Source organism: Streptomyces atratus, assembly GCF_014648655.1.
Classification (GTDB): Bacteria; Actinomycetota; Actinomycetes; order Streptomycetales; family Streptomycetaceae; genus Streptomyces; species Streptomyces atratus.
The window spans coordinates 550,742-575,775 of record NZ_BMRN01000001.1 but is presented as its reverse complement, the minus strand read 5'-3'; the positions used below and the strand labels follow the sequence as shown (position 1 = coordinate 575,775).

Genomic DNA, 25,034 nt, shown 5'->3' with positions numbered 1-25,034 from the left:
TGAATCTCCACCGGGCCGTAGGGGGTTGCGAACGGACGTGACACTTTAAGGGCCGGGTGTCACGTTGCAGAACAAGGGCCCGCCCCCGGCGAGGCCGCCTTACTGACCCGGTGCATTGCCTGCTGTCTCAATCGTGGCTCTGTGCGGCACACTGCGAAAGTGGACTCCGACCTCTATCCCGGTCTCGCTGCTGCGGGCAGCCTGGTCGCCGCGGTGGAGCGGGCGGCGGTCGTTCTCGGTGTCGAACTCGTGACGGTGCCCGGCGACTGGGGATCACTGGTTTCGGCCGGCATCGCGGCCTCGGTTCCCGAGCGCGAGCCGCTGTCCGTGCACATCGGGGCCGAGTGCCGCTGGTTCGGCTTCTCCGGCTGGAGCCGAGGCGTCGAGCTCATTACCGGAGCGACATCAGTCCTCGAAGATGTCGTGTGGGCAGGCGTGGCATGGGGAGAAGGAAGGAGCCTGCGGGAACTGCAGGAGTTGCTGCCGTTCGTGCATTTCGCTGAGCTCGCCGAGGCCCACGAACGCGGTCCGGCCCCGGCGGTTGAGGTGCGATGGCGTCTGATTCGGAAAGAGGCGGCTGACGCGCCGGACTTCCCTGAGTTCGGCCTGCTCGTGGAGGCGGTCCATGCGGAACCGCGGTTGCGGCAGCTGTACCCGTTCTCCAGCCACTGGACGATCGGCTTCAACGCCCGCACCGGCATGCCCTGCCCACCCGAGGTCGCCATCGCCCCGTCGAACGAGGGCAACCCCTATCGCGTCCAGAAGTTCCCTCACGGCGGTGTCATCGCCGAAGCCGTCACAGTGGAGGAGGCAATCGCCCTCGCGGTTGCTCACCTCCCCGCTGACCTTGGGCCCGCCGTCGCGGGAACTTTCAATCCAGACGGCTGACGCGCACGACGGGAAGCCCACGGGGTGAAGAAGACATCCGGTTCTGCTTCGAGGCCGATGCCGTAGGCGTGGTGACCCGGCATGTCGAGTTTCAAGGACGTGCACCGAGCCCGCCGGCCGGCGGCACCCCTTGGTGAAAGGCAGCGAGCCCACGACGCCCGCCGCCTTGACGAGTACGCAATAGCTTCGGCCTCACCGCTGTGCTTCCAGTCTTGGAGTGGGAAGGCCGAGATCCTGAGCAGCAGACAGCTTCGGCCCTGTCCCCGATGATGAGTGCCGAACAGGGGGGGCGAGACGAGATGACGCAACTGTTGCGTGGGGGCATTCGGCAGTACGCCTCGACCGGCACCTCACGCAGCTCAGGGTCCGGATTGGCATACCGGGGCACTGGGCGCTGCCTGGCGGCCACGTGGACCCTGGGGAGACCAGCCGCGCCGCAGCCGTCCGAGAGCTGTTGGAGGAGACCGGCGTCCACGTGGCCGCCGCCGATCTGCACCAGGTCGGCGTCTGGGACCAGCCCGACCGCGACCCGCGCGGCCGGTACGTCACGGCCGCGTACCTCACCGTCGTCCCTGCCGACACCCCGATTGTCGCCGCGGACGACGCTCGCACCGCCCGCTGGTGGCCCGTAGACGGCCTGCCGCCGCTGGCGTTCGACCACGCCGACATCCTCAGTAGCGTGGCCGTGGGATCAACCGCCTGAGACGCCACAGCTAGAGCCCAGCAAGGCCCCGGACCTCATGGTTTGGGGCCTTTGCCGCGGCCCGTGCCAGCCACCGCTCGGTCCCTGTGCTGCGGGTGAGCGGCAGCAGTGGCCGCAGATTGAAAGCCGCGTACATGCGGGCCAGTTCGGCGGCGCACTCCTCCTGCGAATCCGCCTGCACCATGAAGACCGTAGGCATGAGGTCAGTCTGGTGGATAGTGGGCCCCTATCGCGGGAGAAACGGCCATAGCTTGACGTGATGACGTGGGCGAACGTATCGTCTGCCTCACTGGACACGTGTGTCGTTGAGGGTCACCCCACGGGGTGGCCCTCAGCCGTACCCGGCGGAGGTGAACATGGCCGCTGTTCGTGGACTCGTCAGCGAGAAGGATGCCGCCTACTACGCGGGCCGGCCTGGCGTGACGATCCGACGCTGGGCTCATGAAGGGCGGATTCGGCGGCATGGGTCCGGCAGGGGCAACGTCCGATACAGAGTCTTCGAGTTGAACAAAGCCGAGCGCGACGAGTGGACGCGAGAGCTCATCACCCCCGGCGAGCCGCCGCCGCTGCCCGAAGTCGCGAACGCCGCCTGACGGAGTTGAGGATGCTGATGGCTGGTCTTCGCATTTCCTCCACGCCGTGCGCACGCACATGCCACACTGCCCCCTCCACAGCACATCCCTGGGGGGACGCAATGCCCAGCTACAGCGACGTACAGAAGGCCGTGCGGGTCGAGAAGTTCCGCATCTGGTTCGCCTGGCTCTCCGGCAACGCGATCATGCTGATCACCGCTGGTGCCACTCGCGACATCAGTGTCGTCAGCACCATCACCCAGATCCTGTTCACGGTCTGCTTCTTCCTGCTCACCTTCGTGGCGATCCGCATGAGCAATGCCCTCAACCGCAAGGCACTCGCTGCCCGACGCGAGGTCCTCGGCGACGACCTGTAAGGAGGTGGCGCCCGTGGCCGGCACCCCGCGCAACGGGCGCCCCTACCGCCGCCTCGTCGCCGAGCTGAAGGTCCTCGGCCACCCGTGCTGGCGGTGCGGCCACAACATCGACCCGAACCTCGACCCGCGGCACCCGCTGTCGTTCACCCTCGACCACATCATGCCGCTGTCCAAGGGCGGCAGCCCCCTCGACCCGGCCAACGCCGGGTCCATGCACAGGCGGTGCAACTCGCAGAAGGGCGCGCGCATCGGCCCGCAGCCGCTCAAGACGTCACGGAGGTGGTGAACGGAGACGGGCTTAGCCTCTCTCAAGCAGAACCAGAAACACCCAGACAATCAAAGCGACTACCGCCGCGATCAATGCCGCAGCAGCCAGCGCCACCGCGGCAAACATGCCCTTCAGGGCAGTAGCTGCTCGGCGCTCACCATCCGCGGCCAATGCCTCGTACTCGCTGTCGTCATGCCAGTCTTCGCGACCGCTCACGGCACCCCCTGCGTGAAGGGTATCTACATGCTGTACGTCATCACCGGTCCGCCCGGCGCAGGCAAGTCCAGCTACATCAAGGCCCACGCCAAGCCGTTGCCTTCTGTGTCTGTGCCGAGCCTGAAGCAGTTGTTTCCCTCACCGCAGTGAGGCTCTTCCCAGTTGACCTCGGGCATCCTGAACTTCCTTGAAGTTGGAGTGAGACAGCGTGAATGAAGTCCCGGGACTCGTCGGAAGGAAGCGAGGCGCCCTCCATCCAGTCGAGATGTGCTCGGTACTTGGTCAGCTGCGCTTCCGCGTGCATGCGTTCGTTGTGAGGCGGAACGTCAAGACGCTCATGCCGTGCGGGGCGTGGTGACCTGGGTGCTCGGCGCGAGGTCCCCGTCGTTCAGTTCGGGCCTGTCCGAGGCGAGCAGCCAGGCTCCTGAAGGGGTGCGGGTGAAGGTCAGTGTGTGGGGAAGCGCGTACTCCTCGTATTCCGGAGCACCCTCGGTCACTTGAGCGGGTGTCAACGGGTGGTAGAGGCGGGCGTCCTCCGTGATGTGCAGGGACACGGTGCGCCCGTTCACGGCCGTGTCGTTCACCTTCACCTCGACCATGGCGCGGATGTACCCGCCGTCGGCCTGCTGGTAGGCGCGGCCCCGACGGACCAGCGCGGCGAATTCCATCCGCAGACCGGCGCGCATCGACGGGGTGGCGGTGGTCGGAGGTTCGGGGACGGGGGACTGCGCGGCGGGCCGGGTGACCAGGTCGGCGCGCTGTTGCAGATAGCTCTGTGCGAGCCGGGACAGCTCGGCCCGGTCCGCCACTGCGAGCGTTCGGGGAACGGAAGCCGCCGATGCCGCGGCGGCACCCGCGATCACCGTCGCGGTCAAAGTCGCGGCGAGGGCGCGTATACGTGACCGGCGTGCGTGCACGTGTTTCCTCCTCCGGGGGCGCCGGAGACGCCGGAGGCTTCGGCGGCGTCGAAGGCGCATGAACGGTCGAGATCGAGGATGTCTTCGGTGACCTCGACGTCAGCGGCGTGGCGCAATCGCGTCCGGAAAGGGTCTATCTCTGGCTCGTATGTGCAGGCCGTGCGGCAGGAGACGTACGGCCTCCGGCTGAGCTTCACGCTGCTCGATCGGCGTCCCGTACATCGTCATGGAGTGCCCGCACCCTGCCGGGCCGGCGAATCGGCCGGGGCACGGGATCAACGGGAGCCGGCGTCACCACTCGGAGCCTTGGCCGTGACCAGCAGGCCGGCGAGCAGGCCCGCGAGCAGCGTGAGGCCGACCGCCCACCAAAGGATGACGGAGTAGCCGCCCAGGACCGCCCTGTCGGCCTCCCTGACGACACTGGGCAGTGACGCCGGAAGGTTCTGTTGGCTGAGCAGGAAGCCTTGCTCGGCCGCTTCGGTCAAGCCCTCAGGAGCGCCTGATGTGTGATCCAGGCGGGCGGAGACCGCCGAGGCGAGGATGCCGCCGAACAGGGGCATGGCCGCCCAGCCGCCCGACTGCTGGGCCGTGTTGACCATCGCCGAGGTCCCGCCGGAGTCCTGCGGGGCGATCCCGCCGGTCGCGGTGGCGAAGAGCGGCACGAAGGCCAGGCCGAGACCGAAGCCGATGAGGAGAGTGCCGGGCAGCACCTGGGTGGCGTACGCACTGTCGGAGTCGAGGCCGGTCAGGAGTGCCAGGCCGATCGCCGCCAGGACCAGGCCCGGCACGATGAGGCCGCGGGGCGCCAGCCGGCGGTACAGGCGGGCGGAGACCTGGGTGGAGGCGATGACGACCGCACCGGCCATGGGCAGCAGGGCCACACCGATCTGGGACGGGGTATAGCCGAGGGCACCCTGCAGGTACCTGGTCAGTACCAGGTGCTGGACGAGCATGCCCATGCCGAAGAAGGCCAGGGCGAGGCAGGAGCCGACGCGGTTGCGGTCCTTGAAGACGTACGGCGGCAGGAGCGGGTTGGTCGTCCTGGTCTGCCACCAGGCGAAGACCAGGAGCAGGGCGAGCCCGCCCACGAGGAGGACCACGACCAGGAGATCCATCTTGCCGCGCGGCTCGGCCCGGCCGAAGCCGTAGACGAGGGCGGCAAGCCCGACGGAGCCGAGCAGCAGGCCCGGAACGTCGAGGCGGGCAGGGGAGCGGACCGGGCCGTCGTGCACCAGGGCGGCCGCACCGATCGCCGCTGTCACGGCGAGCGGGACGCCGGCGTAGAAGCACCAGCGCCAGCTCAGACTGTCGATCAGCCATCCGCCCGCGAACAGGCCGATCGCCGTTCCGCCGCCGGCGATCGCCGCATAGATCCCGAAAGCCCTGCCTCGCTCCTTCGGATCGGTGAAGCCGGCCGATACCAGGGCCAGCACGGCCGATGAGAGCAGCGCGGCGGACGCGCCCTGCAGGACGTTGGCCCCGATGAGCACGCCGAAAGAAGGGGACAAGCCGCCGATCACGCCCGCCACCGCGTAGCCGACCAGACCGGTGATCAACGTCCGTTTGCGGCCGATGAGATCAGTGATGTGTCCGCCGAGCAGCAGCAGTGCGCCGAATGCCAGTGCAGAGGCGAGGGGCAACGAGTCCAGGTCGTCGGCACCGAGGCCCAGATCGGCGTAGATGGACGGCAGTGCCATGTTCGTGGTCGTCGTGCCGATCAGCACCAGCAGTTGCGCCAGCACGGCCACAGCCAGTCCCCACCAGCGCCTGGGGTGCGGACCACGGACGTCGGCCGGGGCCGGTGACGGAGGCCAGGCACCCGGCACCGGGCCCGCGGATGGCGCGAACCCCGGCGGCGCCGGGTGGAGGTCCGCCGGGGTCGTCGGGGTGTAGGCGGGAGGTGGGGGAAGCGGCTGGGGCTGCGGGGGACGATTGGCCTGGGCAGGGATGCGGGGGTCCGGCTGCGCGGTCCTTGTCTCCGGGGCGAAGTCCAGCAACTGGGCCGCGTGGCGCCCGAGTTGGGCGAGTACCGAGCCGGGCAGCCATTCGCCGCCCTGGTCGGTGGCCGTACGGGCGGCCACGTCGGCGGGCGTGGGCCGCTGTGCCGGGTCCTTGTGCAGGCATGCGCGTACGAGACCGACGAGTGAGTCCGGTACGCCGGTCAGGTCCGCTTCCTCCTCCGCGATCCGGAAGAGGTGCGCGTTCAGGCCGGTTTCCGTGGCGCCGAAGAGGAGGCGGCCGGTGGCGGCGTAGACGAGGACGGCACCCAGGCAGAACACATCGCTGGCCGGGGTGAGTTCGAGGCCGCGCACCTGCTCGGGCGACATGAAGCCGGGGGATCCGATGAGCATCCCGGTGCGGGTGTGCAGGCTGTCCCCGGCGAGGCTGTCCATGGCCCGTGCGATACCGAAGTCGATCACGCGCGGGCCGTCCACCGTCACCAGTACGTTGGACGGTTTGAGGTCGCGGTGGATCAGGCCCGCCCCGTGGACCGACTGCAGAGCCACTGCCAGGCGGTTGGCGAGGGTGCGGACCGAGTGCTCGGGCAGCGGCCCGAAGTCCTTGGCGACCACGGTGGTCAGATCGGGCCCGGGGATGTACTGGGTCGCCACCCAGGGCACCGGGGCCTCGGTGTCGGCGTCGAGCACGGCTGCCGTCCAGGTCCCGCCCACCCGCCGGGCAGCCGCCACCTCGCGTGCGAACCGCCTGCGGAATTCCGGGTGCTGGGCGTGCTCGGCCTGCACCACCTTCACAGCCACGGTTCGTCCGGCTTCCGAGCGTCCCAGGTACACCAGGCCCATACCGCCCGCGCCCAGACGGGCTATCAGGCGATACGGGCCGATGCTCGTCGGATCTTCGGTGATCAATTGGTCCACGGCAGCAAGGTAGTTGAGGAGCGCGGACCTCGGTGTCGAATCACGGTGAATCATCTATGCGGTGTGTGAACGCCATGCAGTCGGTGTTGGTCAAGGAGGCAGGGCAGGCCTGCCTCCTCTCGACGAGCTGTACCGCGAACGCCGCGGCGGCCGGCAGCCCGCGCGAGGAACGCGCGGACGGGGCGGCGTACGCCGACGTGGTGTCGGTGTACGCCGCCCCGGGCGGAACGAGTTGCGGGAGCCGGGCTCGCGCGGGTCGTCTCGGCTATTTGGGGTCGCGGTTGAAAACCGCCTTCGACCAGAAGTAGCCGAGCGTGGCCAGTCCCAGGCACCAGGCGACCGCGAGCCATCCGTTGTTGCCGATCTCGGTGCCGAGCAGGAGGCCGCGCAGGGTCTCGATGGCCGGGGTGAACGGCTGGTACTCGGCGATGGGCTGGAACCAGCCCGGCATCGCGTCGACCGGGACGAAGGTGCTGGAGATGAGTGGGAGGAAGATCAGCGGCATCGCGTTGTTGCTGGCGGCCTCGGCGTTCGGGCTGACCATGCCCATCCCGACCGCGATCCAGGTGAGCGCCAGGGCGAACAGTGTGAGCAGCCCGAATGCCGCGATCCATTCCAGGGCGGTGGCGTCGGTGGAGCGGAAGCCGATGGCCACGCCGACGGCGCCGACGAGGACCACGCTCATGACTGACTGCAGCACGCTGCCGATGACGTGCCCGATGATCACCGAGCCGCGGTGGATCGCCATCGTGCGGAAGCGGGCGATGATGCCCTCGGTCATGTCGTTGGAGACGGACACCGCGGTGCCGATCGTGGTGCTGCCGATGGTCATCAGCAGGAGGCCCGGCACGAGGTAGGCGATGTACTCGGAGCGGTCGGCGCCGCCGCCGCCGAGGCCGGCGCTCATCACGTCGCCGAAGATGTAGACGAAGAGCAGCAGCAGCATGATCGGCGTGAGCAGCAGGTTCAGGGTGAGGGACGGGTAGCGCCGCGCGTGCAGGAGGTTGCGGCGCAGCATTGTGGATGAGTCGCGTACGGCGAGGGACAGGGAGCTCATCGGACATCCTCCTTGGGCTGGCTGGGCTGGCTGGGCTGGCTGGGCTGGCTGGGCTGGCTGGGCTGGCTGGGCTGGCTGGGCTGGCTGGGCTGTTTGGGCACGGTGGAGCCGGTCAGAGCGAAGAACACGTCGTCGAGGTCGGGGGTGTGCACGGTGAGTTCGTCGGCCTCGATGCCGGCGGAGTCCAGCCAGTCGAGGATGGAGCGCAGCTCGCGCTGGCTGCCGTCGCTGGGGATCTGCAGGGTGAGGGACTCGTCGTCCCGGGTGATTTCGCGCAGCGCGACTGTGGCGGCCTGGTAGGCGGACGGGTCGGAGAAGCGGAGCCGTACATGCCCGCCCGGGATGAGCCGCTTGAGCTCGTCGGCGGTGCCCTGGGCGGCGATCTTGCCGTTGTTGAGGACGGCGATCTGGTCGGCGAGCTCGTCGGCCTCATCCAGGTACTGGGTGGTGAGGAAGACGGTGACGCCGCCCGTGACCAGTTCCCGGATGATGCCCCACATGTTGTGGCGGGAGCGGGGGTCGAGGCCGGTGGTGGGCTCGTCGAGGAAGATGATCCTGGGGTTGCCGACCAGGGTCATGGCGATGTCCAGGCGCCGCTTCATGCCGCCGGAGTAGGTGGAGGCGGGCTTCTTCGCGGCTTCGACGAGGTCGAAGCGCTCCAGCAGCTCGGCGGTGACCCGCCGCCCCTCGCGCTTGGAGAGGTGGTGCAGGTCCGCCATGAGGAACATGTTCTCCTCACCGGTGATCAGCCCGTCCACGGCGGAGAACTGCCCGGTGACGCCGATCGCGGCGCGCACCCCGTCCGGTGACGTGGCGACGTCGTGGCCCGCGACCTGGGCCTGACCGCCGTCGGCGGTGATGAGCGTGGACAGGATCTGCACGGCGGTGGTCTTGCCGGCGCCGTTGGGTCCGAGCAGTGCGAACACGGACCCGGCCGGGATGTGCAGGTCGATGCCGTCGAGGACGGTCTTGTCGCCGTACGACTTGCGCAGGCCGGCGGTGGAGACGGCGGCCGGAGCCGGGTGACCGTCACCTCGCCTGGACGTGGGCATGACAGAAGAAGGCATGGAGTCCTCCCGTTCGAAGGATGAAGTGGCAGGGGGAGTGGGCGGGTTGGGGGTGGTGCGGGGTATGGAGGCGTTCAGGCCCTGGCGCGGCGGATGTCGATGTTGCCGTGCCGGGTGCGGGCGCGGATCTTGACGGTGTCCTCGGTCTCCTCCGGGGCCTCGGACGCGGTGAGTGTGTTGCGCACCTGGCCGGAGCCCGAGGTGACATCGAGCCAGGCGGCGGTGCCCTCGCGGACGCCGACCTCGATGGCACCGTAGGACGTCTCCAACTGGACGGTTCCGCAGGCCACTTCGCCCACGCGCAGGGTGCCGTGAGCGGTGGTGGCGGTGATCGAGTCCTCGGCGCGCCGGATCTCGATGTCGCCGTTGGCGCCGCTCACCCGCAGCTCGCCGGTCGCGGCGCCGACGGTCGTGGTGCCGTGCGAGTTCTTCAGGACGGCGGGGCCGTCGACGAGGCCGACGCGCAGGCTGCCGGAGCTGGTGGTGATCTCGGCCGTGCCCTCGACCCGGTCCACGGTGATCGAGCCGTGCGACGCGGTCAGCTTCAGCGGGCCGGTCGTGTCGAGGCGGACGTCGCCGGACGAGGTCTTCACGCGGACCTCGCCGAGCCGGCCCTCGCCGAGTACCTGGGTCCAGGCGCCGGTCATGTCGATGCGTGAGCCGGTGGGCAGTTCGACCGTCACGTCGACGATGCCGGTGCGGCCGAACAGATTGGACTTGGGCGTCCTGACGGTCAGTACACCGCCCGCGTACGTGACCTCGGTCTGCTCGGCGGTCCGCACGTCCAGGTCCTTCTTCGGGTTGCGGGGCCGCATCTCGACGACGGTGTCGAGGCGGTCGCCCGCGGTGAACTGGATGGAACCTGCTTCCACGCGTGCGGTGACCGAGATCGCTTCGGGAGTGTCGAAAGAAGGCATGGCTGTCCCGTCCTCTTGAGTCCTTGGGGCGTCCCCGCTGGTGGGACGTGGTGTGGGTGAGGTGGTGCGGGCGGGGGCGCGGCTAGCGCACCCAGCCCGTGATGCTCTGTCCGATGGTGTGGGTCTTCTGCGTCGTACGCGGCCGGGTGCCGCCGTCGACCGCGGCCGACACGGCCCGCACCAGCCACGCGTTGACCGACAGGCCCTCGCGGCCCGCGGCCTCCTCGGCGCGCGCCTTGAGGTGGGCCGGCAGACGCAGGTTGACGCGGGCGGTGCCGCCCTCGTCGCCGTCGGCCGGGGCCGCGGTCTTGAACGGTTCGACGGGCGCGGCGGCCGTTTCCATGGTGCCGCCGTCGGTGGGCGGCAGTGTCACCACGAAGTCGGGGTCGAGCCCGCGCAGCCGTACGTCGACCGAGCCGGGGGCGAGTTCGCGGGTGATCTCGTCCATCGCGGCGGAGAGCACGTTGAGCATGGTCAGCCGGGTCGCCGACTCCAGGGGAGCGGTGAGCCTCTCTGCCAGCTCGCGGGCTTCGTCGCCGCCGGCTTCGGCGGCCACCGCGAGTTCGCGGCGGAGGGTGTCGACATACGGGGTGAGGTCCATGACGCCATCATGGCATCACGATGGCGCCATGCGCAAGCCATGGAGGGGCATCTTGGGATCGGTCGTCGACGTAATCGCCCTGACCTGCGAAAACATCCTGGCGCCTACCTGAGTGATTGTGGCTCCATGCGTGCTCATGCGCTCTTGAGGGCGCGGAATGGCGCCGTGTGGCGCCGAGTGGCGCCGGGTGGCACTGGATGGCGTCGGGTGGTGCCAAGCTGTGCCGCTCGATGCCATGTGGTGCCATGCGATCTCGCAAGAGGGTGGTCCGACCCCGCCTCGCGGCTGCCGCTGGGTCGAGCCCACCCGAGGCGGCGCGATCAGGCCGCCCCATCCGGTGGAGGTCGCGCCCGGCATCGGCGGGAGGGCGTACCGAAATGCCGACTGTTGCATGGGCGCGTAGCGTGACTACCGGCTACGGACGGTGGCTGTGGGGCGCGTGGTCAGGAGGTGGAACGCCGGCGGGCCCGGAGCACGAATCCGGCCGACCACCCCGGCCGGGGCGGCGATGTCGTCCCGGCCTGCTCTCCCTTGACCTGCGGAGGTCGGACGTGAATCTCGGCTTGCACTACTGGAACTACTCGACACCGGCCGACCCCGCTCTCATCGCGCCGACGCTCGCGGAGTCGGTGCGGATCGCCGAACAGGCGGGGATCTCGTCGTTCACCGTGATGGATCACTACTTCCAGATGGAGACCGGGCAGACCGTCGCCGACGACCCGATGCTGGAGGGGTACACCACGCTCGGCTACGTGGCGGCGCTGAGCGAGCGCATGACGCTCGGCCTGATGGTCACGGGTGTGATGTACCGGCACCCCGGGCTGCTGGCGAAGATCGTCACCAGCCTCGATGTGCTGTCGCGCGGCAGGGCCAGGCTGGGCATCGGCGCCTCCTGGTACGAGCGGGAGCAGTACGGGCTAGGAGTGCCGGTGGTACCGGTCGCCGAGCGGTTCGAACGGCTGGAGGAGACGATCCTGATCTGCCTGCAGATGTGGAGCGACGACAACGGCCCGTTCCGGGGCCATCACTACCAGCTCGCCGAGACGCTGTGCGTGCCCGAGCCGATCGGTGAGCGCCCGCCGATCATGATCGGCGGCGGGGGCGAGAAGAAGACCCTGCTCCTGGCCGCCCGCTACGCGGACGCCTGCAATCTGTTCGCCACCGACCAGGAAGAAGTGGCCCACAAGCTCGATGTGCTGCGCGCCCACTGCGCCGCGGAGGACCGTGACTACGACGCCATCGCGAAGACCGTGATGTACAACGGCCCGGTGCTGGCCAGGCCGGACGCGTTCCTCGCGGAAGCGGAGGCGTACGCGAGCCTGGGCATCAGCGAGATCCAGGTGCTGCCCGACCGGCACCCGGTCAGCTTCACCCACCAGGTCGCCGAGCACATCGCACCTGGCATTGCCGCGATGGAGTAGCCGGACAGGGCAGAACTCCGGGCGGCCGGGGTTGTTCACCGTTCCGGCGCCCCTGGCACCGCACCGCCCGACCGGGCGTATTGGCCGCAGCATTGTCGACGCGGGCGATGGGCGGGTTGCCTCGGGCTGGTGAGGCACGGGTGGCGCGGCGCGGTCATCATGGGAGACGAGGGCGATGGCGCCTCACCCCGAGCGCTTGGCGACCCTCGGACGGATCCCGGTGAGGTGCGGCGGCGGGCGCCCAGGAGGTGCTGAGGGTCATATGGGTGTGCGACGTCTGTGGGATCACTTCAGGGAGCATCCAGTCGGCGGTGGGCTGGTGGCGATCCCGTTCGTGCTGATTGTGACGATCACCGTGCTGGATGTGTACACCGGGCGCCATGTCCAGCTGGGCCCACTGCTGGTCATCGCGCCCGCTCTCACCGCCTCCCTCGCCGGGCCACGGCTCACCGCTCTCGCCGGGGTCCTGGCAGTGGCGGCCCAGGTGCTCATCGCCGTCCTCCTCGGCGGACTGACCACGTCCAACCGCACGGCGCAGATCATCGCGCTGACCGTGCTCTCCGCTCTGGTGGTTCTCATGCGGTTTGCGCGGGAGCGGCGCGACCGGGCGCTGAGTCTGGCACGCTCTGTGGCGGAGACGGCTCAGCGGGCTCTGCTTCGGCCTCCGCCACGCCGGATCGGGCCGCTGCAGGTGGCATGGCTGTACATGTCCCCGCAGGACGAGGCCGAGATCGGGGGTGATCTGTTTGCGTTCGCCCGCGCCGCGCATGCCGCGACCCGGGTGGTCATCGGTGATGTCCGGGGCAACGGGCTGGCCGCCATCGGTGAGGCCTCGCTGGTGCTGGGGGCATTCCGGGAGGGCGCTCACCGGTATGACGCCCTCCCCGGGCTGGTGACTGCCCTCGGAGACAGCGTCTCCCGGAACCTGGAGGACGTGGCGGACACCGAGCACGACCCCGGCGAGCACTTCATCACCTGCCTCGTCCTGGAGATCCCCGACGACGCCCTGCCGGACGCCGAGATGATCAACTGCGGGCACCCCCCGCCTCTGCTGGTGCACGATCAGCGGGTCACCGTCCTGCACGCCCGACAGCCCCTGCCTCCGCTGGGCGTGCGTGAACGACCCATCGAGGACGACGACCGCATCGACCCGTTCACCCTCACATGCGGTGACATGCTCGTCCTCTACACCGACGGTGTCATCGAAGCCCGCTCGCCGTCCGGAGCGTTCTACCCGCTCGCCGAACGGGTCGCCTCCTTCCCCGCCACCAACCCCGATACTCTTCTGCACCACATCCACCGCGATCTGCTCGCCCACATCGGCGGCCACCCCGCCGACGACGTCGCCCTCCTGGTCATCGAACGCACTCCTTCTCACCGGCCGCATCTCACGTCCCGTCCCACCGACGGCCACCACCGGCACCACCCCGAGGGAGCCCGCACGTAGATCCGGGTCGACGCCGATGTCGGATTCTCGCCAGCGGACGACCGACGGCCAATGTTTGACTGCCCGCATGACCACCACGCAGCTGGACAAAGCCCGCCTCTTCCGCTCCCTGCACACCCTCGCCGGACCTCTCGCGCTCGCCAACGCCTGGGACGTCGCAAGCGCCCGTGTCATCGAGTCCGCGGGCGCCCCCGCGATCGCCACCACCAGCGCCGGTGTCGCCTGGTCGCTGGGCTCCCCGGACGGCGACGCCCTCGCCCGCGAACAGGCACTGGAACTGATCTCCCGAATCACCGCCGCTGTCGCGGTTCCGGTCACCGCCGACATCGAGGGCGGGTACGGGCAGGATGCGGCGGACATCGCCGAGACCGTTACCGGGGTACTCGCGGCAGGCGCCGTCGGCGTCAACATCGAGGACGGCACCCGGCCCCCGGGCGAACTCGCGACGCGGCTGGCCGTCGCCCGGCAGGCTGCCGACCGGGCGGGCGCGGACCTCTTCCTCAACGCCCGTATCGACACGTACCTGTTCGGGCTCGGGGACCCGGACACCCGACTGGCGGAAACCCTGTCCCGGGCGCGCATGTACGTCGACGCCGGCGCGGACGGCATCTTCGTCCCCGGTGTCACCGACACCACCGTGATCGCGGCGCTGGCCGAGGACATCGCCGTACCACTGAACGTCATGGCCGAACCGGGCGCCCCGACCGTCGCCGAGCTGGGCGCCCTCGGAGTGGCCCGCGTCAGTCTCGGCTCGGGCGTGGCGCAGGCCGCGTACGCTGCCGCCCGCCGCGCCGCGCGGGAGCTCTTCGAGACCGGTGACTACGGGTCCCTCGCCGGCGGCATCGCCTTCCCGGAACTCGACGCGCTGTTCTCCGGGACCCACTGACCGGCCCATACAACTACCGTGCCGGCTTGGCCGGCTAGACGCCGGTGGTGCCGTCGACGATCTCCCGGATCATGTCGAGGTGGCCGTTGTGCCGCGCGGTCTCCTCGATCAGGTGCAGCAGAACCCAGCGCAGATCGGGGTACCGGTCGTCGCGCTGCGGCCGTTTGGACGGCGTGTCCAGGTCCGTGGAGGCGACCAGTGCGCGATAGCGGGTGGTCCGGGCCTCGTACTCCGACAGCAGATCGGCGAGCGGCATGTCCACCGCGATGCGCATCTCGCGGTCGGGGTCCTCGTCCGTCCACGGCCCTTCGTCCTCGCCGCCGAGGAAGGCCACTTCGAACCAGTAGTACTCGACCCAGCTGAGGTGGTTGATCAGCCCGGAGATCGTCATCAGGGGCGAGCCGGGCAGCGGCGCCCGGCGGGCATCCTCCGGCGAGATTCCCTCGCATTTCGCGCGTGCGGTGTCGCGGGCGTAGTCGAGGAAGGTGGCCAGCTGGGTGCGCTCGTCCCATGCGGGAGGCATATCGGTGCGTGTCATCGGCGTACACGATCTGCGATCCCCGGCTCCCTGTCCATCGCTTTGTTCATTGGGGCCCGCCCCTGGGTCCGTGGGCCCAAGCCCGGGCGGGCGGAGCTCATTACGCTCGTACGCGACCAACCATGAGCCCACCTGGCCAGGCGCCCGTCATGAGCGCCTGCCCGGGGTGCCCATGCGCACCTGGATCTTCACGCTCCACCACTTCTTGGGGTGATGTGTTGATGAGTGACGGTTTCTTCTACTCGTACCACCTCGGCTGGAGCCGCCCGGATGCCGAGTCGCTCTTCGGTGATCTCGACGCGGCAGGACTGCGGCTCAGACACCCCGTCACGAGGCGGGTCACGCTCCTCGGCCCGGGGCCGGACCCATGGGGCACTCCTTCGTGGGTGACCAGGGAGCAACTCGTGCTCCTGGCCGGCCTGCAGCGGCTCGACAGAGTCGACTTCCTGCTGTGGGTGAACAGCGGAGCCGAAGTTCCGGCGCGCATCCGGCGGATGGGGGACGGAGTCGTCGCGCTCGAATTCGGATTCGGGCGGCTGACGCCCGACGAGCAGGAGGTGGCCGCGCGGGCGATCAGGGAGGCGATAGGGCGGGCTTCCGTGCTCTGCATCGGCTTCGTCGTCGACCGGGAGGGCGCTTCCGCGGCGACCGACTGGAGTGGTGTCGTCATCAACGGCACGGCATTCTTCGACAGTTGGCCGGACACGCTCGCTGTGCGGCATGAAATCGCTGCGATGCAGCCGCAGTTGTCCGGAGTGGCGTCGTTCGACCAGTCGCCGTGGATGCTGTTCGGGAGCGAGGTCCCCAGCCGGTAGCGGGGCGGTTCCCTGACCTTCTGCGTATCCGCAACTCCGGGCGAAATCGGCGACTTTGAGCCTCACATTGGGTCCTGAGGCCCATGCCCGATGGGTGCCGATGTGGTCGGATGCGTGGAGTGGCTGAACTGTGGCTGCACACCGGCAAGCTGGGGGACTCGTCGTGTCTGGCATAGGCGGATTTGCGGTTTCGGGTGGCGCCGGTGGGGGTGCTGCCGTGGCTCAGCAGGGCAGGCAGCCGTTGCCGCGCCCGTTGCAGGCGGTGCTGATCCTCGTCCGGGTCCTCTTCGCGGCCGCGGTCCTGGGCGGCGCCGGTGTGCTGACGGTGGCGTCGGCGGTCAATGAGGTCGACGGCCAACTGCTCGGGCTGCTGCTGTACGCGGCGCTGCCGAGCGTGGCCGCATTCGTGCTCTCGCTGTATCTGCGGACCGGCGGCATCTGGATCTGGCGCGGACTCCTGGCCGTACACGTCTGGCTCACCCTCGGCGCGCTGGCGACCCTCGGCGGGGACGGCGGCGGGCGGGGCGTGACGCAGCTGGTCATGCCCGTCGCCGTTGTCATCATGCTGTTCCGGCCGAGCTCGCGTGACTGGTTCGAGCTTCCCCTCGAACAGCGGTTGCCGCACCGGCGGTTCAGTATCGCGCGGATGATCAGATGGCGCCGCGACGACGGCGGTCAGACCGCGATGGAATACCTGGGCATGGTCCTGGTGGTCGTGGCTCTCATCGGCGGACTCATCGCCACGGGCATCGGCGCCCAGCTGACCGGTCAGATGCGGAACGCGATCTGCCAGCTGACCGGAAGCGCGTGCCCTGCGCCCGGGGGCGATGTGGTGGCGGGGGACGGGGGGCATTCCGGGGGTACGGAATCCGGGGGTACGGAATCCGGCGGGTCCGGCTCCGGCTCGGGCTCGGGCGGACCGGACTCCGGTGGCGCGGTTGCGTCCGGTGGTACGGACTCCGGAGGGGCGGACGCGGCAGGTGGCTCCGACGCGGCCGGTGGTTCCCATGCGGCAGGTGGTTCCGACGCGGCTGGTGGTTCCAATGCGGCAGGTGGTTCCGACGCGGCCGGTGGTTCCAATGCGGCCGGTGGCTCCAATGCGGCCGGTGGTTCCGACGCCGCCGGCGGCTCCGGTTCCGGCAGCTCCGGCGGGGGCGACACCGCCACCCAGGTCGACGACGGCGGCGACGACATGGACACCTCCGGGGAACCGGACGGTGGCGACGATGTGGACGACGGAGGCAACGGCGGCGACGAGAAGCCCGGCGAGAGCTGCACCTCCGGCGTCGGCGCGTTCTTCTCCTGCGCCGCACACCAGACCGGTGGCTTCTTCGAGGGCCTGATCGGCGACGGGCTGTGGGGCGACATCACCGGCACCTTCGACACGATCATCCACCCCGTCAAGGCGTGGAACGGCCTGAAGGACTACGGCAAGAGCCTCGGCGACAAGTGGAGCCAGGACTCCAAGGACGCCGGGGACAAGTGGTCCAAGGGCGACTACCTCGGTGCGGTCTGGGACTGGACCAAGGCGTCCGGCGGCACCGGGCTGAAGGTCCTGGACGACATGTTCATCGGCGACGACGTCCGCGACATGTGGAAGAGGGGCGACGAGGGCCAGGCGATCGGCACCGGCCTGTGGAACATCGGCTCGCTGTTCATCCCCGGCTACGGCGAGGCCAAGCTCGTCGGCAAGTTCGGAAAGCTGGGCAAGCTCGGGAAACTCGGCAAGCTCGGCGAAGTGGCCGAGAAGGCCTCGGAGGCCGCGTCCAAGGCGAAGAAGGCCGCCAAGGCGGGCGATGTCGCGGGCGCCGAGAAAGCCGCGAAGGAAGCGCAGCAGCACGCCGATGATGCGGCCGATCAGGCCGGCCTCAAGGGCTGCACGGTCGGCATGGGCGGCCGCGTACGAGTCCCGTACGGCAACGATGCGGGCGTGGGACTGCCCGGCTCCGGCACCGGCGTCCTGGCCGCGGCCCGCGCATCCGTACCCGTCGGGTTCCTCACCGGGAAGTGCGACGAGGTCGACCCGGAGAAGAAGGCGGCCGCCGACGAGGCCCAGAGGCTGGCCGACGAGGCGAAGAAGGCGGCTGACGCGGCCAAGCGGCGGCAGAACCTGGAGCGTGCTCAGAACGAACCGAAGCCGGCCTGGTACAAGGACCTGAAGGACCCGCCGGCCGGGGCCAAGGACGGCGGGGAGGGCAACTGGCAGGAAATCAAGCCGGGCGTCTGGAACTACCCGACCGAAATGGGGGCCCGTTATCAGGAGCAGATCTCCAAGGTGGGCCGCGGAAAGGAGTACCGGGTTCCGCTGGACAAGCTCACGGGGAAGCCGGTCGACTTCGATGGCTGGGACGCCTCGCGCGGCACCTACCTGGAGGCGAAGTACGGGTACAAGGGCAAGGACTTCTACAACGCCGAGACCGGGGAACTCACCCCGAAGGTTGCGGATCGGTGGGCGGATCAGGCCACCCGGCAAGTGGATGCGGCGCGTGGGAAGCCGGTCGAATGGCACCTGTCCGATCCGGACGTCGCGGAGGCGGCCAGGGAAATGTTCGAGTCCCGGGGCATCAAGGTTAAGGTGATTCACACGCCTGGTGATGTGACGGGCTGAGTACGGGCGGCCGAGGACCGGGCAAGCGGAACGGGAAGCAAGGCTGAAGGGAAAGCCGTGTTGTACGTCGTGGCCAACGGCCTGTGGGGCGTCCGCGAAGAGAGCACATCAGCGATTGCCGGACGCTGGCTCACTACTTTGAACGGACTCAAGGGTATTGACGGTCCGACGTTCGACGGGTGGCACGAGGCGGAGGACGGGGTTGCTTCGGACCCCGTTCTGGAACCTTCGGTCGATACTCTGACCGCCTACATCGAGCGGAAGAACGTGGCACCGGACATCGGCGTGATCGGAATGACGTCCTCACTCTGGGCGCAGAACCCGGGGATGCCGCGTGTGACCGTGGCCGTTCACGCAGGTGGCACTTCCCAGTGGGTCACGAACTCCCTCGCGGTCACCTTCCGCTCCCGCGAGGTGGAGGAATCGGCAGAGGTGATCCGGCGCACCCCCGAGATGCTTCGCGTCATTGCCGAGGCCTGGGACATCGACGCCGGCCAGGTGTACAACAAGTCCGAGTACCGGGCCGTGTCCGATGAGTTCGACCTCGAGAATTCCCATCCTCGCTGCGGCCGGGCGGTCTATCTCTCCGCCGGGCGGGCCGCGTCGGCACCCGAAGGGCTCGACGGCACGTACACCCGTACCGCGGCGGGCGGCCTGGTCATCGACCTCACCCGGGGCGGTACGGCCGCGCCGAGCGTCGAGGCGATCGTCGAGGCCAACAGGGAACTGCGGGCGGCCGGGGCACTGGAGCCGATCCCGGAGCCGTACGACCGGGACAGGTTCTGACGCCGGCACGCCCGTCAGAGCCACCCCCGCATCGCCGCGAACCCGACCAGCAGCCCCACGGCGAACACCCCCAGCACGACCGCGAACACCGCGGGCATCACCACCGGCCCCCACGCCCCCGGGCCCGCCACCGTGGCGTGCTTCGACGGGGCCGCCGGGTCGTAGCTGACCCGCACCGGCGCCCCGACCTCGAAGCCGAACGGCCCCGGGGCATGGTCGGTGAATTCGATGTCGCGGCCGTCGCGGGTACGGAACGCGAAGACGTACTCGGTGACGTAACTCCGGTCCATGCCCGGCCCCCGGTCGACCGTCCGGCGGTCCGCGCACCGGCCCTCGGCGTGTTCGCCGTGCCGGACCAGCCGCAGCACCCGATGCAGACGCAGCGCCGAGCGGACGGCGAACGCGCCGAGGAACAGGCCGGACAGAAGCACGAACGTGGCCGTGCCGCCGGGCAGGATCTGCATGAACGAGCGCCCCTGATCCGCTACTTGACGGTGATCGACTCGACGAAGGCGTCGAGGTCCTGCCGGCTCAGCGAGCCCTTCACCGCATTGATCCGGACCGCGAACGGCACGTCCTTCGAATCGACGCCCGCCACCACGACGCCCGTCATCTCGGTGCCCGGCGCCGGGGTCTGCTCCTTGCCACTGGACGTGAACTCGTAGTCGATCCTGCGCGCCTCGCGGGCGCTCTCCGCACCCGCCAGTCGCACGTCCGAGGTCTCCTTGCGGGTCGCCCCGAGACCGATACCGGCACCCGCCGCAGCCGCCGCCTCACCGGCGTCGTCCACGCCCGTGGCGAAGTCGAGCTGCACGGAGACCATGCCGGTGCGCAGCCCGCCCTCCTCCTTCAGCGCGACGGCGGCGTTGGCCTTGGCGCGGTCGGAGGCGGGCTGCTCCTTGTAGCCCTTGTTCTCGGGGTAGCCGACGGAGAGGCTCTTGGTGTCGAGCTTGCCCCAGCCCTCCGGGACCGCGGCGGCGTCGGCGCCGCAGCCGGTGAGCAGGGCGAGGCCGATGGCGGCGGCAGCAGCTGCGCCGATTGCCCGGGACATCTTCATCGTCGTCGTCATCGCCTATCGCCTCGTCGTCGTGCGTGGTTGCTGCGTACCGTAGCCGTACTTGATGTACGAACTACTTCGCGCAGTAGCTGTACGGAAGGTACGAGCGCTTGTCGCCCTGCGGAGCCCCGAGGAACTGCGCGTCGGTCAGTGTCTCCTTCTTGTGCTCGTCCGAGATGGAGAATCCGAGACTCATGCCGAGCGAGACCTCGAAGCCGAACTCCTGGGCGTCCGTCTCACCGTGGTACTTCATGGTGCTCGACAGGCCGTCCTGGAACATCAGCTGGTCGAACGGGTCGGTTCCGGAGGGCTTCTGCTGCATGGAGTGGTCGCCGAACATGTACTCGAACGGGGCGGTGTTGTTGCCGGAGCCGTCCAGCCACTGCTCGGCGACGGCCCGCTTGTCCTCGGTGGCCTTGTCGGTGTCCTTGCCGAAGACGATCGAGTTCGTCAGGACCTCGATGCCGGTCTCGCCGGAGGAGTCGGTGCCGCTGACCTTGCCGCCGCGCTTGTCGCCGTCCTTCTTGCCGTTGTCGCCGCTGATGTCGCCCTTGTCGGACGTGGAGCCGCCCTCGACGGTCTGGGTCATGTCGATGCGGACGATCTTGCCGGTCTTCTGGTCGCGGGTGACGGTGATCGCCCCGGTCCGGCTGTCCTTCGCGGCGGCCGTGCCGCCGAGCGGACCGGCCGAACCGCCGACCTTGCCCTCCAGTTCGAGCTTGGCGGTGTACGTGTACGACTCGTTGCCGTTGACGTCGTCCTTGGTGATGGTCACCTCGGGGGAGAACTTGGCCTTGCCGCCGAGCTTGGCACCGAGTTTGGTCTCGTCGCCCGCGCTGATGGAGAGGCCGCCGTCCGCGTACACATTGAGGCCGACGGTCGAGTACGAGATCTTCTTGTCACCGATCTTGCTCTCGACGTCCTTCTTCTTGTCGGCCCACTTCATCCCGGAGTACCAGCCGCCGCCGTAGCCGCCGCTGTACTTGGTGGAGGTCTCCCACATCTTCATTTCCTCGATGTCGTCCCGCATCTTCTTGGCGTCCTCCTCGCTCTTGAAGACCCAGGTGTCACCGTTGGTGATCTTGATGCCGCCGCCGACGTCCACATCGGCCTTGCCCAGTTTGCCGAGCTTGACGCCGGGGGTGCTGGCGGTGGCGCCCGCCGAGGCGGCGTCCGTGAACGTCATGTAGACCAGCTTGTCGTTCTCATCGACCTTGCCGTCCTCGTTCACGTCCGTCTTGGCCTGGCTGACCTTCTGCTGGAAGCCGTACTCGTTGCCCCACTCGAACCAGCCGATCTTGACCTTGTCGCCGACGGTGTCGGAGATGCTGGAGACCTGGCACATCTTGGGCTCGTAGTCGGCGTCCGTCTTCGGCTTCGCGGTGGTGTCCCCGCCGCCGGTGGAGCAGCCGGCACCGCCGCCGCCCATCGAATTGATCGCACAGCGGATGCGTTCCCCGATCTGCCCGCCGACACCCGCCATCGCCATCGCGCCGATCATCGTGACGACGAGGACGATCACCCCGAGGTACTCCATCGCGGTGGCTCCGCCGTCCCGCCAGGAGTACGGGTGGTACGGCGCGGGTGCCTGTTCCTCGCGGTCGTCCAGCAGCCGGTCGACGGCCAGCCCCACGGCCGAACCGGTCACGAGCGAGACGAGCGGCATCAACGTGCCCTCGAAGCCCACGAGATGCCAGGACACGGCGAATCCGTAGGCGAGCGCGGCCAGCGGAACACCCAGAGAGGCGAGCAGTGTCAGAAGGCGGGACTCGCGCTGTTCGTCGGGCAGGACGCGGGCCGATGCCAGGACCGTGAGCACGGTCGTGATGACGTTCGGTACGTGCAGCAGGGCGAGGCGCCAGCCGAAGGACGTGAGCCGTTCGTCGGTGGCGAGCATCTCGACGAGTCCGCGCGACACCAGATATCCGGCGGCGATGTAGACCAGGGCACCGGCGGCCCAACTACGGGTCAGTGCGAAGAAAGCGCCCCCGCTCGCGCCGGAACCACCACCCCCGCCCCCCGGTGGTATGTGGCCCGCGCTTCCGCTTCCCCAGCCCCCGCCACCAGTCACGGTTCTTCCTCTCCGACGCTCACTTGCCATGCCTGTGCCCGCAGTTCTGCATTCGGGTGTGGGCGTGAGCGTACGGGTCTACAGGCCGGGTGACCTGGGCCCTTGGCCCCAAAGTCGGGCCCAACGAGCGATGCCCGGCGCCGCCCGCGGGGTGCGGGGGGCCGGGCATCGGGGAGAGGCGGTCCGGGATCAGTCCAGATCGTCCGCGAACGTTCCCGCGCGTTCGGCGACTTCCGGCTTCCGCACCCGCAGCACGGCGAAGCCGACGACACCGACGACCAGCGCGCCCACGAACACATACGGCAGCACGTTCAGCGGCCAGGCCGGGACGGGCCACAGGTTGCGGTAGAAGACGTAGATCATCGCGGCGGCGCCGATCAGTCCCAGGCCCCACGTGACGAGCAGACCGCGGGCCCCGATCCGGCGCACGAACAACGGCGCGGCCAGACACACCAGGGTGTAGCTGAGCATGTAGCCGAAGACGCCGATCGTGTCGATGTACGACGTCGCGTTCAGCGGCTCGGTCCCGGCGCCGACCACGAACACCGCGGGCAGGGCCACGAACGGGGCGACGGCCCAGATCGCCACGGACGGGGTCCGGTGGCGGGGGTGGGCGACACCGAGCCGGGCGGGCATCACACCTTCCTTCGCCATCCCGAACAGCAGGCGGGCGGCGACGGTGATGCAGGCCATCACCACGGCCACGAACGAGGCCGCGAAGCCCGCGTGCAGGAAGAACTTCAGGAAGCCGAGACCCGACAGCTCCGCCAGCTCGTCCATCGGGTCGGAACTCCTCGCCAGGGCGTCCGCCCCACCGAACCCGGCAACCTGCGCGTACGTGGCGAACATGTAGAGCACCCCGGCCAGCACCGCACTGCCCATCACCGAGCGGGGGATCGCCCTGTACGGGTCGGTGGCCTCGGCCCCGAGCGATGCGGCCCCCTCGAAACCGACGAAGCCGAGCACACCCAGCACCACGGCGAAGACGACACCGTCGAAGGTGGAACCGCTCAGGCTCAGCTGCTCGGTGTCGATGATGTTCCCGCTCTTGAAGAAGGCGGGGACCAGCACGACGACGATGAGGACGATCGACACGACCTCCAGTACGGAGGCGACGCGTGCCGCCGTCCGCACACTGGCGATCGTCAGCCGGATCGCGACGGCGGCCAGCAGCACATCGAGCAGGATCTGGCCGGGGATCCCGGTGAAGAGCCCGATGCCGATCTGGTCGAGGGCGCGCGCCGTGTAGTAACCGGCGCCCGCGAGCGAACCCGAGCCGATGCACACCGCGCCGATGAGCAGGGCCCAGCCGGTCACGAAGGAGCCGGGCGCCCCGAGCGAGAGCCGGGAGAAGGCGTACAGCGAACCGACCCCGGCGCGCCTGCGGGCGAAGACACAGATGCAGTAGGCGATGGCGAGGACGGCGGCCATGGCCAGGAAGAACGAGAACCAGGCGCCGTTGCCCGCGGACGCCGCCATGCTGGCGGGGGCGAACGCGATGACGGCGCTGGGCGCGACATTCGCGACGCTCTGCGCGCCGACCTCGAACGTGGAGACGGAGCGGTGGGCCAGCCCGTCGGCAGGTTTTTTGGGCGCGGCCTGCTTTCCGGCGGTGCTCATGTCCGGTCCTCCATCATCAGCAGCTGACGCAGGGCGTGCCCGGCGGCGAGGTCGGCCAGTGCGTCGGCCGCCTCGTCCAGCGGGCGCCGTGCCGAGATCATCGATTCCACGTCGAGTTCACCCGACACCACGAGGTCCACCAGATCCGGGATGTCGCGAGCGGCGTCGACCGAGCCGTAGTTCGAGCCGAGAATGCGCTGGTCGGCCTCGGCGAGCGCGAGCGGGTCGAAGCGTGCGGTGCGGCCGGTCGGCGGCAGACCGACGATGACGGCGGCACCGCCCTGGCCGAGCGCCGCGATGGACTGCTCAGTGGTCTCGATCTTGCCGATGGCGTCGAACACGTAGTCGAGGCCCTCCGGGACCAGGGCCCGCAGCGCCTCGACGACATCGCCGTCACGCGCGTCGACCGCGTCCGTCGCACCGAGCCGGCGGGCCAGCTCCAGCTTCTCGGGGACGACGTCGACGGCGACGATGCGGCCGGCCTTCGCCAGCCGGGCGCCCTGCACACAGGACAGGCCCACGCCGCCGCAGCCGATGACGGCGACGGTGGCCCCGGCCTCGACGCCCGCGGTGTTGCGGACCGCGCCGACACCGGTGGCGATGGCGCAGCCGACCAGGGCGATCACATCGAGGGGTGCGTCCCTGCGCACCTTGACGGCGCCGGAGGCGGGGACCACGACGCGCTCGGCGAACGAGGAGACGCCCAGGTAGTGGTGGGCCCGCTCGCCGTCGACCGAGAGCCGGCTGGTGCCGTCGTACAGCACCCCGCCGGGCGCCACGACCTCGGCGACCAGGCTGCACGCGGCCGGGCGCCCGGAGACGCAGAAGCGGCAGGTGCCGCAGGACGGGACCCAGGACAGGACGACATGGTCGCCGGGTACGAGACCGGTGACGCCCTCGCCGAGCGCGGTGACCACGCCCGAGCCCTCGTGTCCCATCACGACCGGGGTGGGGTGGTCCCACTCGCCGCGGATGACATGCAGGTCGGAGTGGCAGACACCGGCCGCCGCGACGGCGACCTCGACCTCTCCGGGGCCGGGCGGGGCCAGAGTGACGTCGGTGACGGTCACCTCCTGCCCAGGGGAGCGGAAGACGACGCCGCGCACGGTGCGTGCGGTGCTCGCTCGGTAGGACGGGGAGCTCATCGGCTTACTCCTCGGGTGGTGCGGGACGGGCAGGGAGGGGGGAGGGGCGGCACGGCAGCTCACCAGGAGGCCTTGTCCGGTGCCTCGCCCGGCGCCTTGTTTAGCGCCATTAAACTTTCGTCAATGTTTTACAGCACTAAACTCGATGGGTAAAGACCCTTGTGACCTGCATTTCTCCCCG

General features: G+C 69.4%; 25 protein-coding genes. 11 read left to right on the top strand and 14 right to left on the bottom strand.

Features of this window, described 5'->3' with window-relative positions; genetic code table 11:
- Positions 1-213 precede the first annotated feature (213 nt).
- Both IEZ15_RS02525 and IEZ15_RS02520 read left to right on the top strand, forming a co-directional pair.
- Positions 214-888: a DUF6193 family natural product biosynthesis protein gene (locus IEZ15_RS02525; protein ID WP_189273764.1), complete on the top strand. Its 675-nt coding sequence runs from the start codon at positions 214-216 to the stop codon at positions 886-888.
- 370 nt (positions 889-1,258) lie between these two features.
- On the top strand, positions 1,259-1,591 hold the full coding sequence (locus IEZ15_RS02520; protein ID WP_189273975.1) for an NUDIX domain-containing protein: 333 nt from the start codon (positions 1,259-1,261) through the stop codon (positions 1,589-1,591).
- Positions 1,592-1,601: 10 nt separating this feature from the next.
- Here the strand turns inward: IEZ15_RS02520 and IEZ15_RS02515 are convergent, their stop codons facing one another.
- Positions 1,602-1,790, bottom strand: a complete 189-nt coding sequence (locus IEZ15_RS02515) for a hypothetical protein (RefSeq protein WP_189273762.1) — start codon at positions 1,788-1,790, stop codon at positions 1,602-1,604.
- Between the two features lie 495 nt (positions 1,791-2,285).
- On the opposite strand from IEZ15_RS02515, the gene IEZ15_RS02505 reads away from it, so the two are divergent.
- Positions 2,286-2,540, top strand: coding sequence for a hypothetical protein (locus IEZ15_RS02505; RefSeq protein ID WP_189273758.1), 255 nt, complete (start codon positions 2,286-2,288; stop codon positions 2,538-2,540).
- A gap of 13 nt (positions 2,541-2,553) precedes the next feature.
- A complete protein-coding gene (locus IEZ15_RS02500; protein ID WP_189273756.1) occupies positions 2,554-2,826 on the top strand; it encodes an HNH endonuclease in 273 nt (90 codons plus the stop codon).
- 12 nt (positions 2,827-2,838) lie between these two features.
- Here IEZ15_RS02500 and IEZ15_RS02495 read toward each other — a convergent pair whose 3' ends face one another.
- Positions 2,839-3,024, bottom strand: coding sequence for a hypothetical protein (locus IEZ15_RS02495; protein ID WP_189273746.1), 186 nt, complete (start codon positions 3,022-3,024; stop codon positions 2,839-2,841).
- 27 nt (positions 3,025-3,051) lie between these two features.
- Here IEZ15_RS02495 and IEZ15_RS46335 point away from each other — a divergent pair, with 27 nt between their 5' ends.
- Positions 3,052-3,174: a hypothetical protein gene (locus tag IEZ15_RS46335; RefSeq protein WP_268250331.1), complete on the top strand. Its 123-nt coding sequence runs from the start codon at positions 3,052-3,054 to the stop codon at positions 3,172-3,174.
- Positions 3,175-3,359: 185 nt separating this feature from the next.
- Here IEZ15_RS46335 and IEZ15_RS02490 read toward each other — a convergent pair whose 3' ends face one another.
- From IEZ15_RS02490 to IEZ15_RS02465, 6 genes are all read right to left on the bottom strand, one after another.
- Positions 3,360-3,941 (bottom strand): hypothetical protein, encoded by a 582-nt coding sequence (locus tag IEZ15_RS02490; RefSeq protein WP_189273745.1) that lies wholly within the window; start codon positions 3,939-3,941, stop codon positions 3,360-3,362.
- A 275-nt stretch (positions 3,942-4,216) separates the two neighbouring features.
- Positions 4,217-6,817, bottom strand: coding sequence for an MDR family MFS transporter (locus IEZ15_RS02485; protein WP_189273742.1), 2,601 nt, complete (start codon positions 6,815-6,817; stop codon positions 4,217-4,219).
- Between the two features lie 265 nt (positions 6,818-7,082).
- Positions 7,083-7,874 carry an ABC transporter permease gene (locus tag IEZ15_RS02480; RefSeq protein ID WP_189273740.1) on the bottom strand — a complete coding sequence of 264 codons (792 nt, stop codon included), beginning with the start codon at positions 7,872-7,874 and terminating at the stop codon, positions 7,083-7,085.
- Positions 7,871-8,941, bottom strand: coding sequence for an ATP-binding cassette domain-containing protein (locus IEZ15_RS02475; RefSeq protein ID WP_229845694.1), 1,071 nt, complete (start codon positions 8,939-8,941; stop codon positions 7,871-7,873). The genes IEZ15_RS02480 and IEZ15_RS02475 overlap by 4 nt, the downstream gene beginning before the upstream one ends.
- A gap of 74 nt (positions 8,942-9,015) precedes the next feature.
- Positions 9,016-9,858, bottom strand: a complete 843-nt coding sequence (locus IEZ15_RS02470) for a DUF4097 family beta strand repeat-containing protein (protein WP_189273738.1) — start codon at positions 9,856-9,858, stop codon at positions 9,016-9,018.
- A gap of 82 nt (positions 9,859-9,940) precedes the next feature.
- Positions 9,941-10,459, bottom strand: a complete 519-nt coding sequence (locus tag IEZ15_RS02465) for a hypothetical protein (RefSeq protein ID WP_189273736.1) — start codon at positions 10,457-10,459, stop codon at positions 9,941-9,943.
- 551 nt (positions 10,460-11,010) lie between these two features.
- Between IEZ15_RS02465 and IEZ15_RS02460 the strand changes: the two genes are divergently transcribed.
- The 3 genes from IEZ15_RS02460 (at position 11,011) to IEZ15_RS02450 (ending at position 14,213) form a co-directional block, all read left to right on the top strand.
- Entirely contained in the window at positions 11,011-11,880 is an 870-nt protein-coding gene (locus tag IEZ15_RS02460; RefSeq protein WP_373302478.1) for an LLM class F420-dependent oxidoreductase, read from the top strand.
- Positions 11,881-12,142: 262 nt separating this feature from the next.
- Positions 12,143-13,327: a PP2C family protein-serine/threonine phosphatase gene (locus tag IEZ15_RS02455; protein ID WP_189273732.1), complete on the top strand. Its 1,185-nt coding sequence runs from the start codon at positions 12,143-12,145 to the stop codon at positions 13,325-13,327.
- A 67-nt stretch (positions 13,328-13,394) separates the two neighbouring features.
- Positions 13,395-14,213 carry an isocitrate lyase/PEP mutase family protein gene (locus IEZ15_RS02450; protein WP_189273730.1) on the top strand — a complete coding sequence of 273 codons (819 nt, stop codon included), beginning with the start codon at positions 13,395-13,397 and terminating at the stop codon, positions 14,211-14,213.
- A gap of 34 nt (positions 14,214-14,247) precedes the next feature.
- On the opposite strand, the gene IEZ15_RS02445 is transcribed toward IEZ15_RS02450, so the two are convergent.
- A complete protein-coding gene (locus IEZ15_RS02445; RefSeq protein WP_114246388.1) occupies positions 14,248-14,751 on the bottom strand; it encodes a DinB family protein in 504 nt (167 codons plus the stop codon).
- A gap of 221 nt (positions 14,752-14,972) precedes the next feature.
- Here IEZ15_RS02445 and IEZ15_RS02440 point away from each other — a divergent pair, with 221 nt between their 5' ends.
- The 3 genes from IEZ15_RS02440 (at position 14,973) to IEZ15_RS02430 (ending at position 18,960) form a co-directional block, all read left to right on the top strand.
- Positions 14,973-15,566, top strand: coding sequence for a hypothetical protein (locus IEZ15_RS02440; protein WP_189273728.1), 594 nt, complete (start codon positions 14,973-14,975; stop codon positions 15,564-15,566).
- Between the two features lie 217 nt (positions 15,567-15,783).
- Positions 15,784-18,174, top strand: coding sequence for a Tox-REase-5 domain-containing protein (locus tag IEZ15_RS02435; protein WP_229845693.1), 2,391 nt, complete (start codon positions 15,784-15,786; stop codon positions 18,172-18,174).
- Positions 18,175-18,231: 57 nt separating this feature from the next.
- Positions 18,232-18,960 (top strand): hypothetical protein, encoded by a 729-nt coding sequence (locus IEZ15_RS02430; RefSeq protein ID WP_189273724.1) that lies wholly within the window; start codon positions 18,232-18,234, stop codon positions 18,958-18,960.
- 14 nt (positions 18,961-18,974) lie between these two features.
- On the opposite strand, the gene IEZ15_RS02425 is transcribed toward IEZ15_RS02430, so the two are convergent.
- The 5 genes from IEZ15_RS02425 to IEZ15_RS02405 form a co-directional block, all read right to left on the bottom strand.
- Positions 18,975-19,424, bottom strand: coding sequence for a DUF3592 domain-containing protein (locus tag IEZ15_RS02425; protein WP_189273723.1), 450 nt, complete (start codon positions 19,422-19,424; stop codon positions 18,975-18,977).
- A gap of 20 nt (positions 19,425-19,444) precedes the next feature.
- Positions 19,445-20,029: a hypothetical protein gene (locus IEZ15_RS02420; protein WP_373302476.1), complete on the bottom strand. Its 585-nt coding sequence runs from the start codon at positions 20,027-20,029 to the stop codon at positions 19,445-19,447.
- A gap of 61 nt (positions 20,030-20,090) precedes the next feature.
- Positions 20,091-22,088 carry a hypothetical protein gene (locus IEZ15_RS02415; protein ID WP_189273721.1) on the bottom strand — a complete coding sequence of 666 codons (1,998 nt, stop codon included), beginning with the start codon at positions 22,086-22,088 and terminating at the stop codon, positions 20,091-20,093.
- 189 nt (positions 22,089-22,277) lie between these two features.
- Positions 22,278-23,708 (bottom strand): APC family permease, encoded by a 1,431-nt coding sequence (locus IEZ15_RS02410; RefSeq protein ID WP_114246393.1) that lies wholly within the window; start codon positions 23,706-23,708, stop codon positions 22,278-22,280.
- A complete protein-coding gene (locus IEZ15_RS02405) occupies positions 23,705-24,853 on the bottom strand; it encodes a zinc-binding dehydrogenase (protein WP_229845692.1) in 1,149 nt (382 codons plus the stop codon). Before IEZ15_RS02405 ends, IEZ15_RS02410 begins: the two co-directional genes overlap by 4 nt.
- Positions 24,854-25,034: the final 181 nt, after the last annotated feature.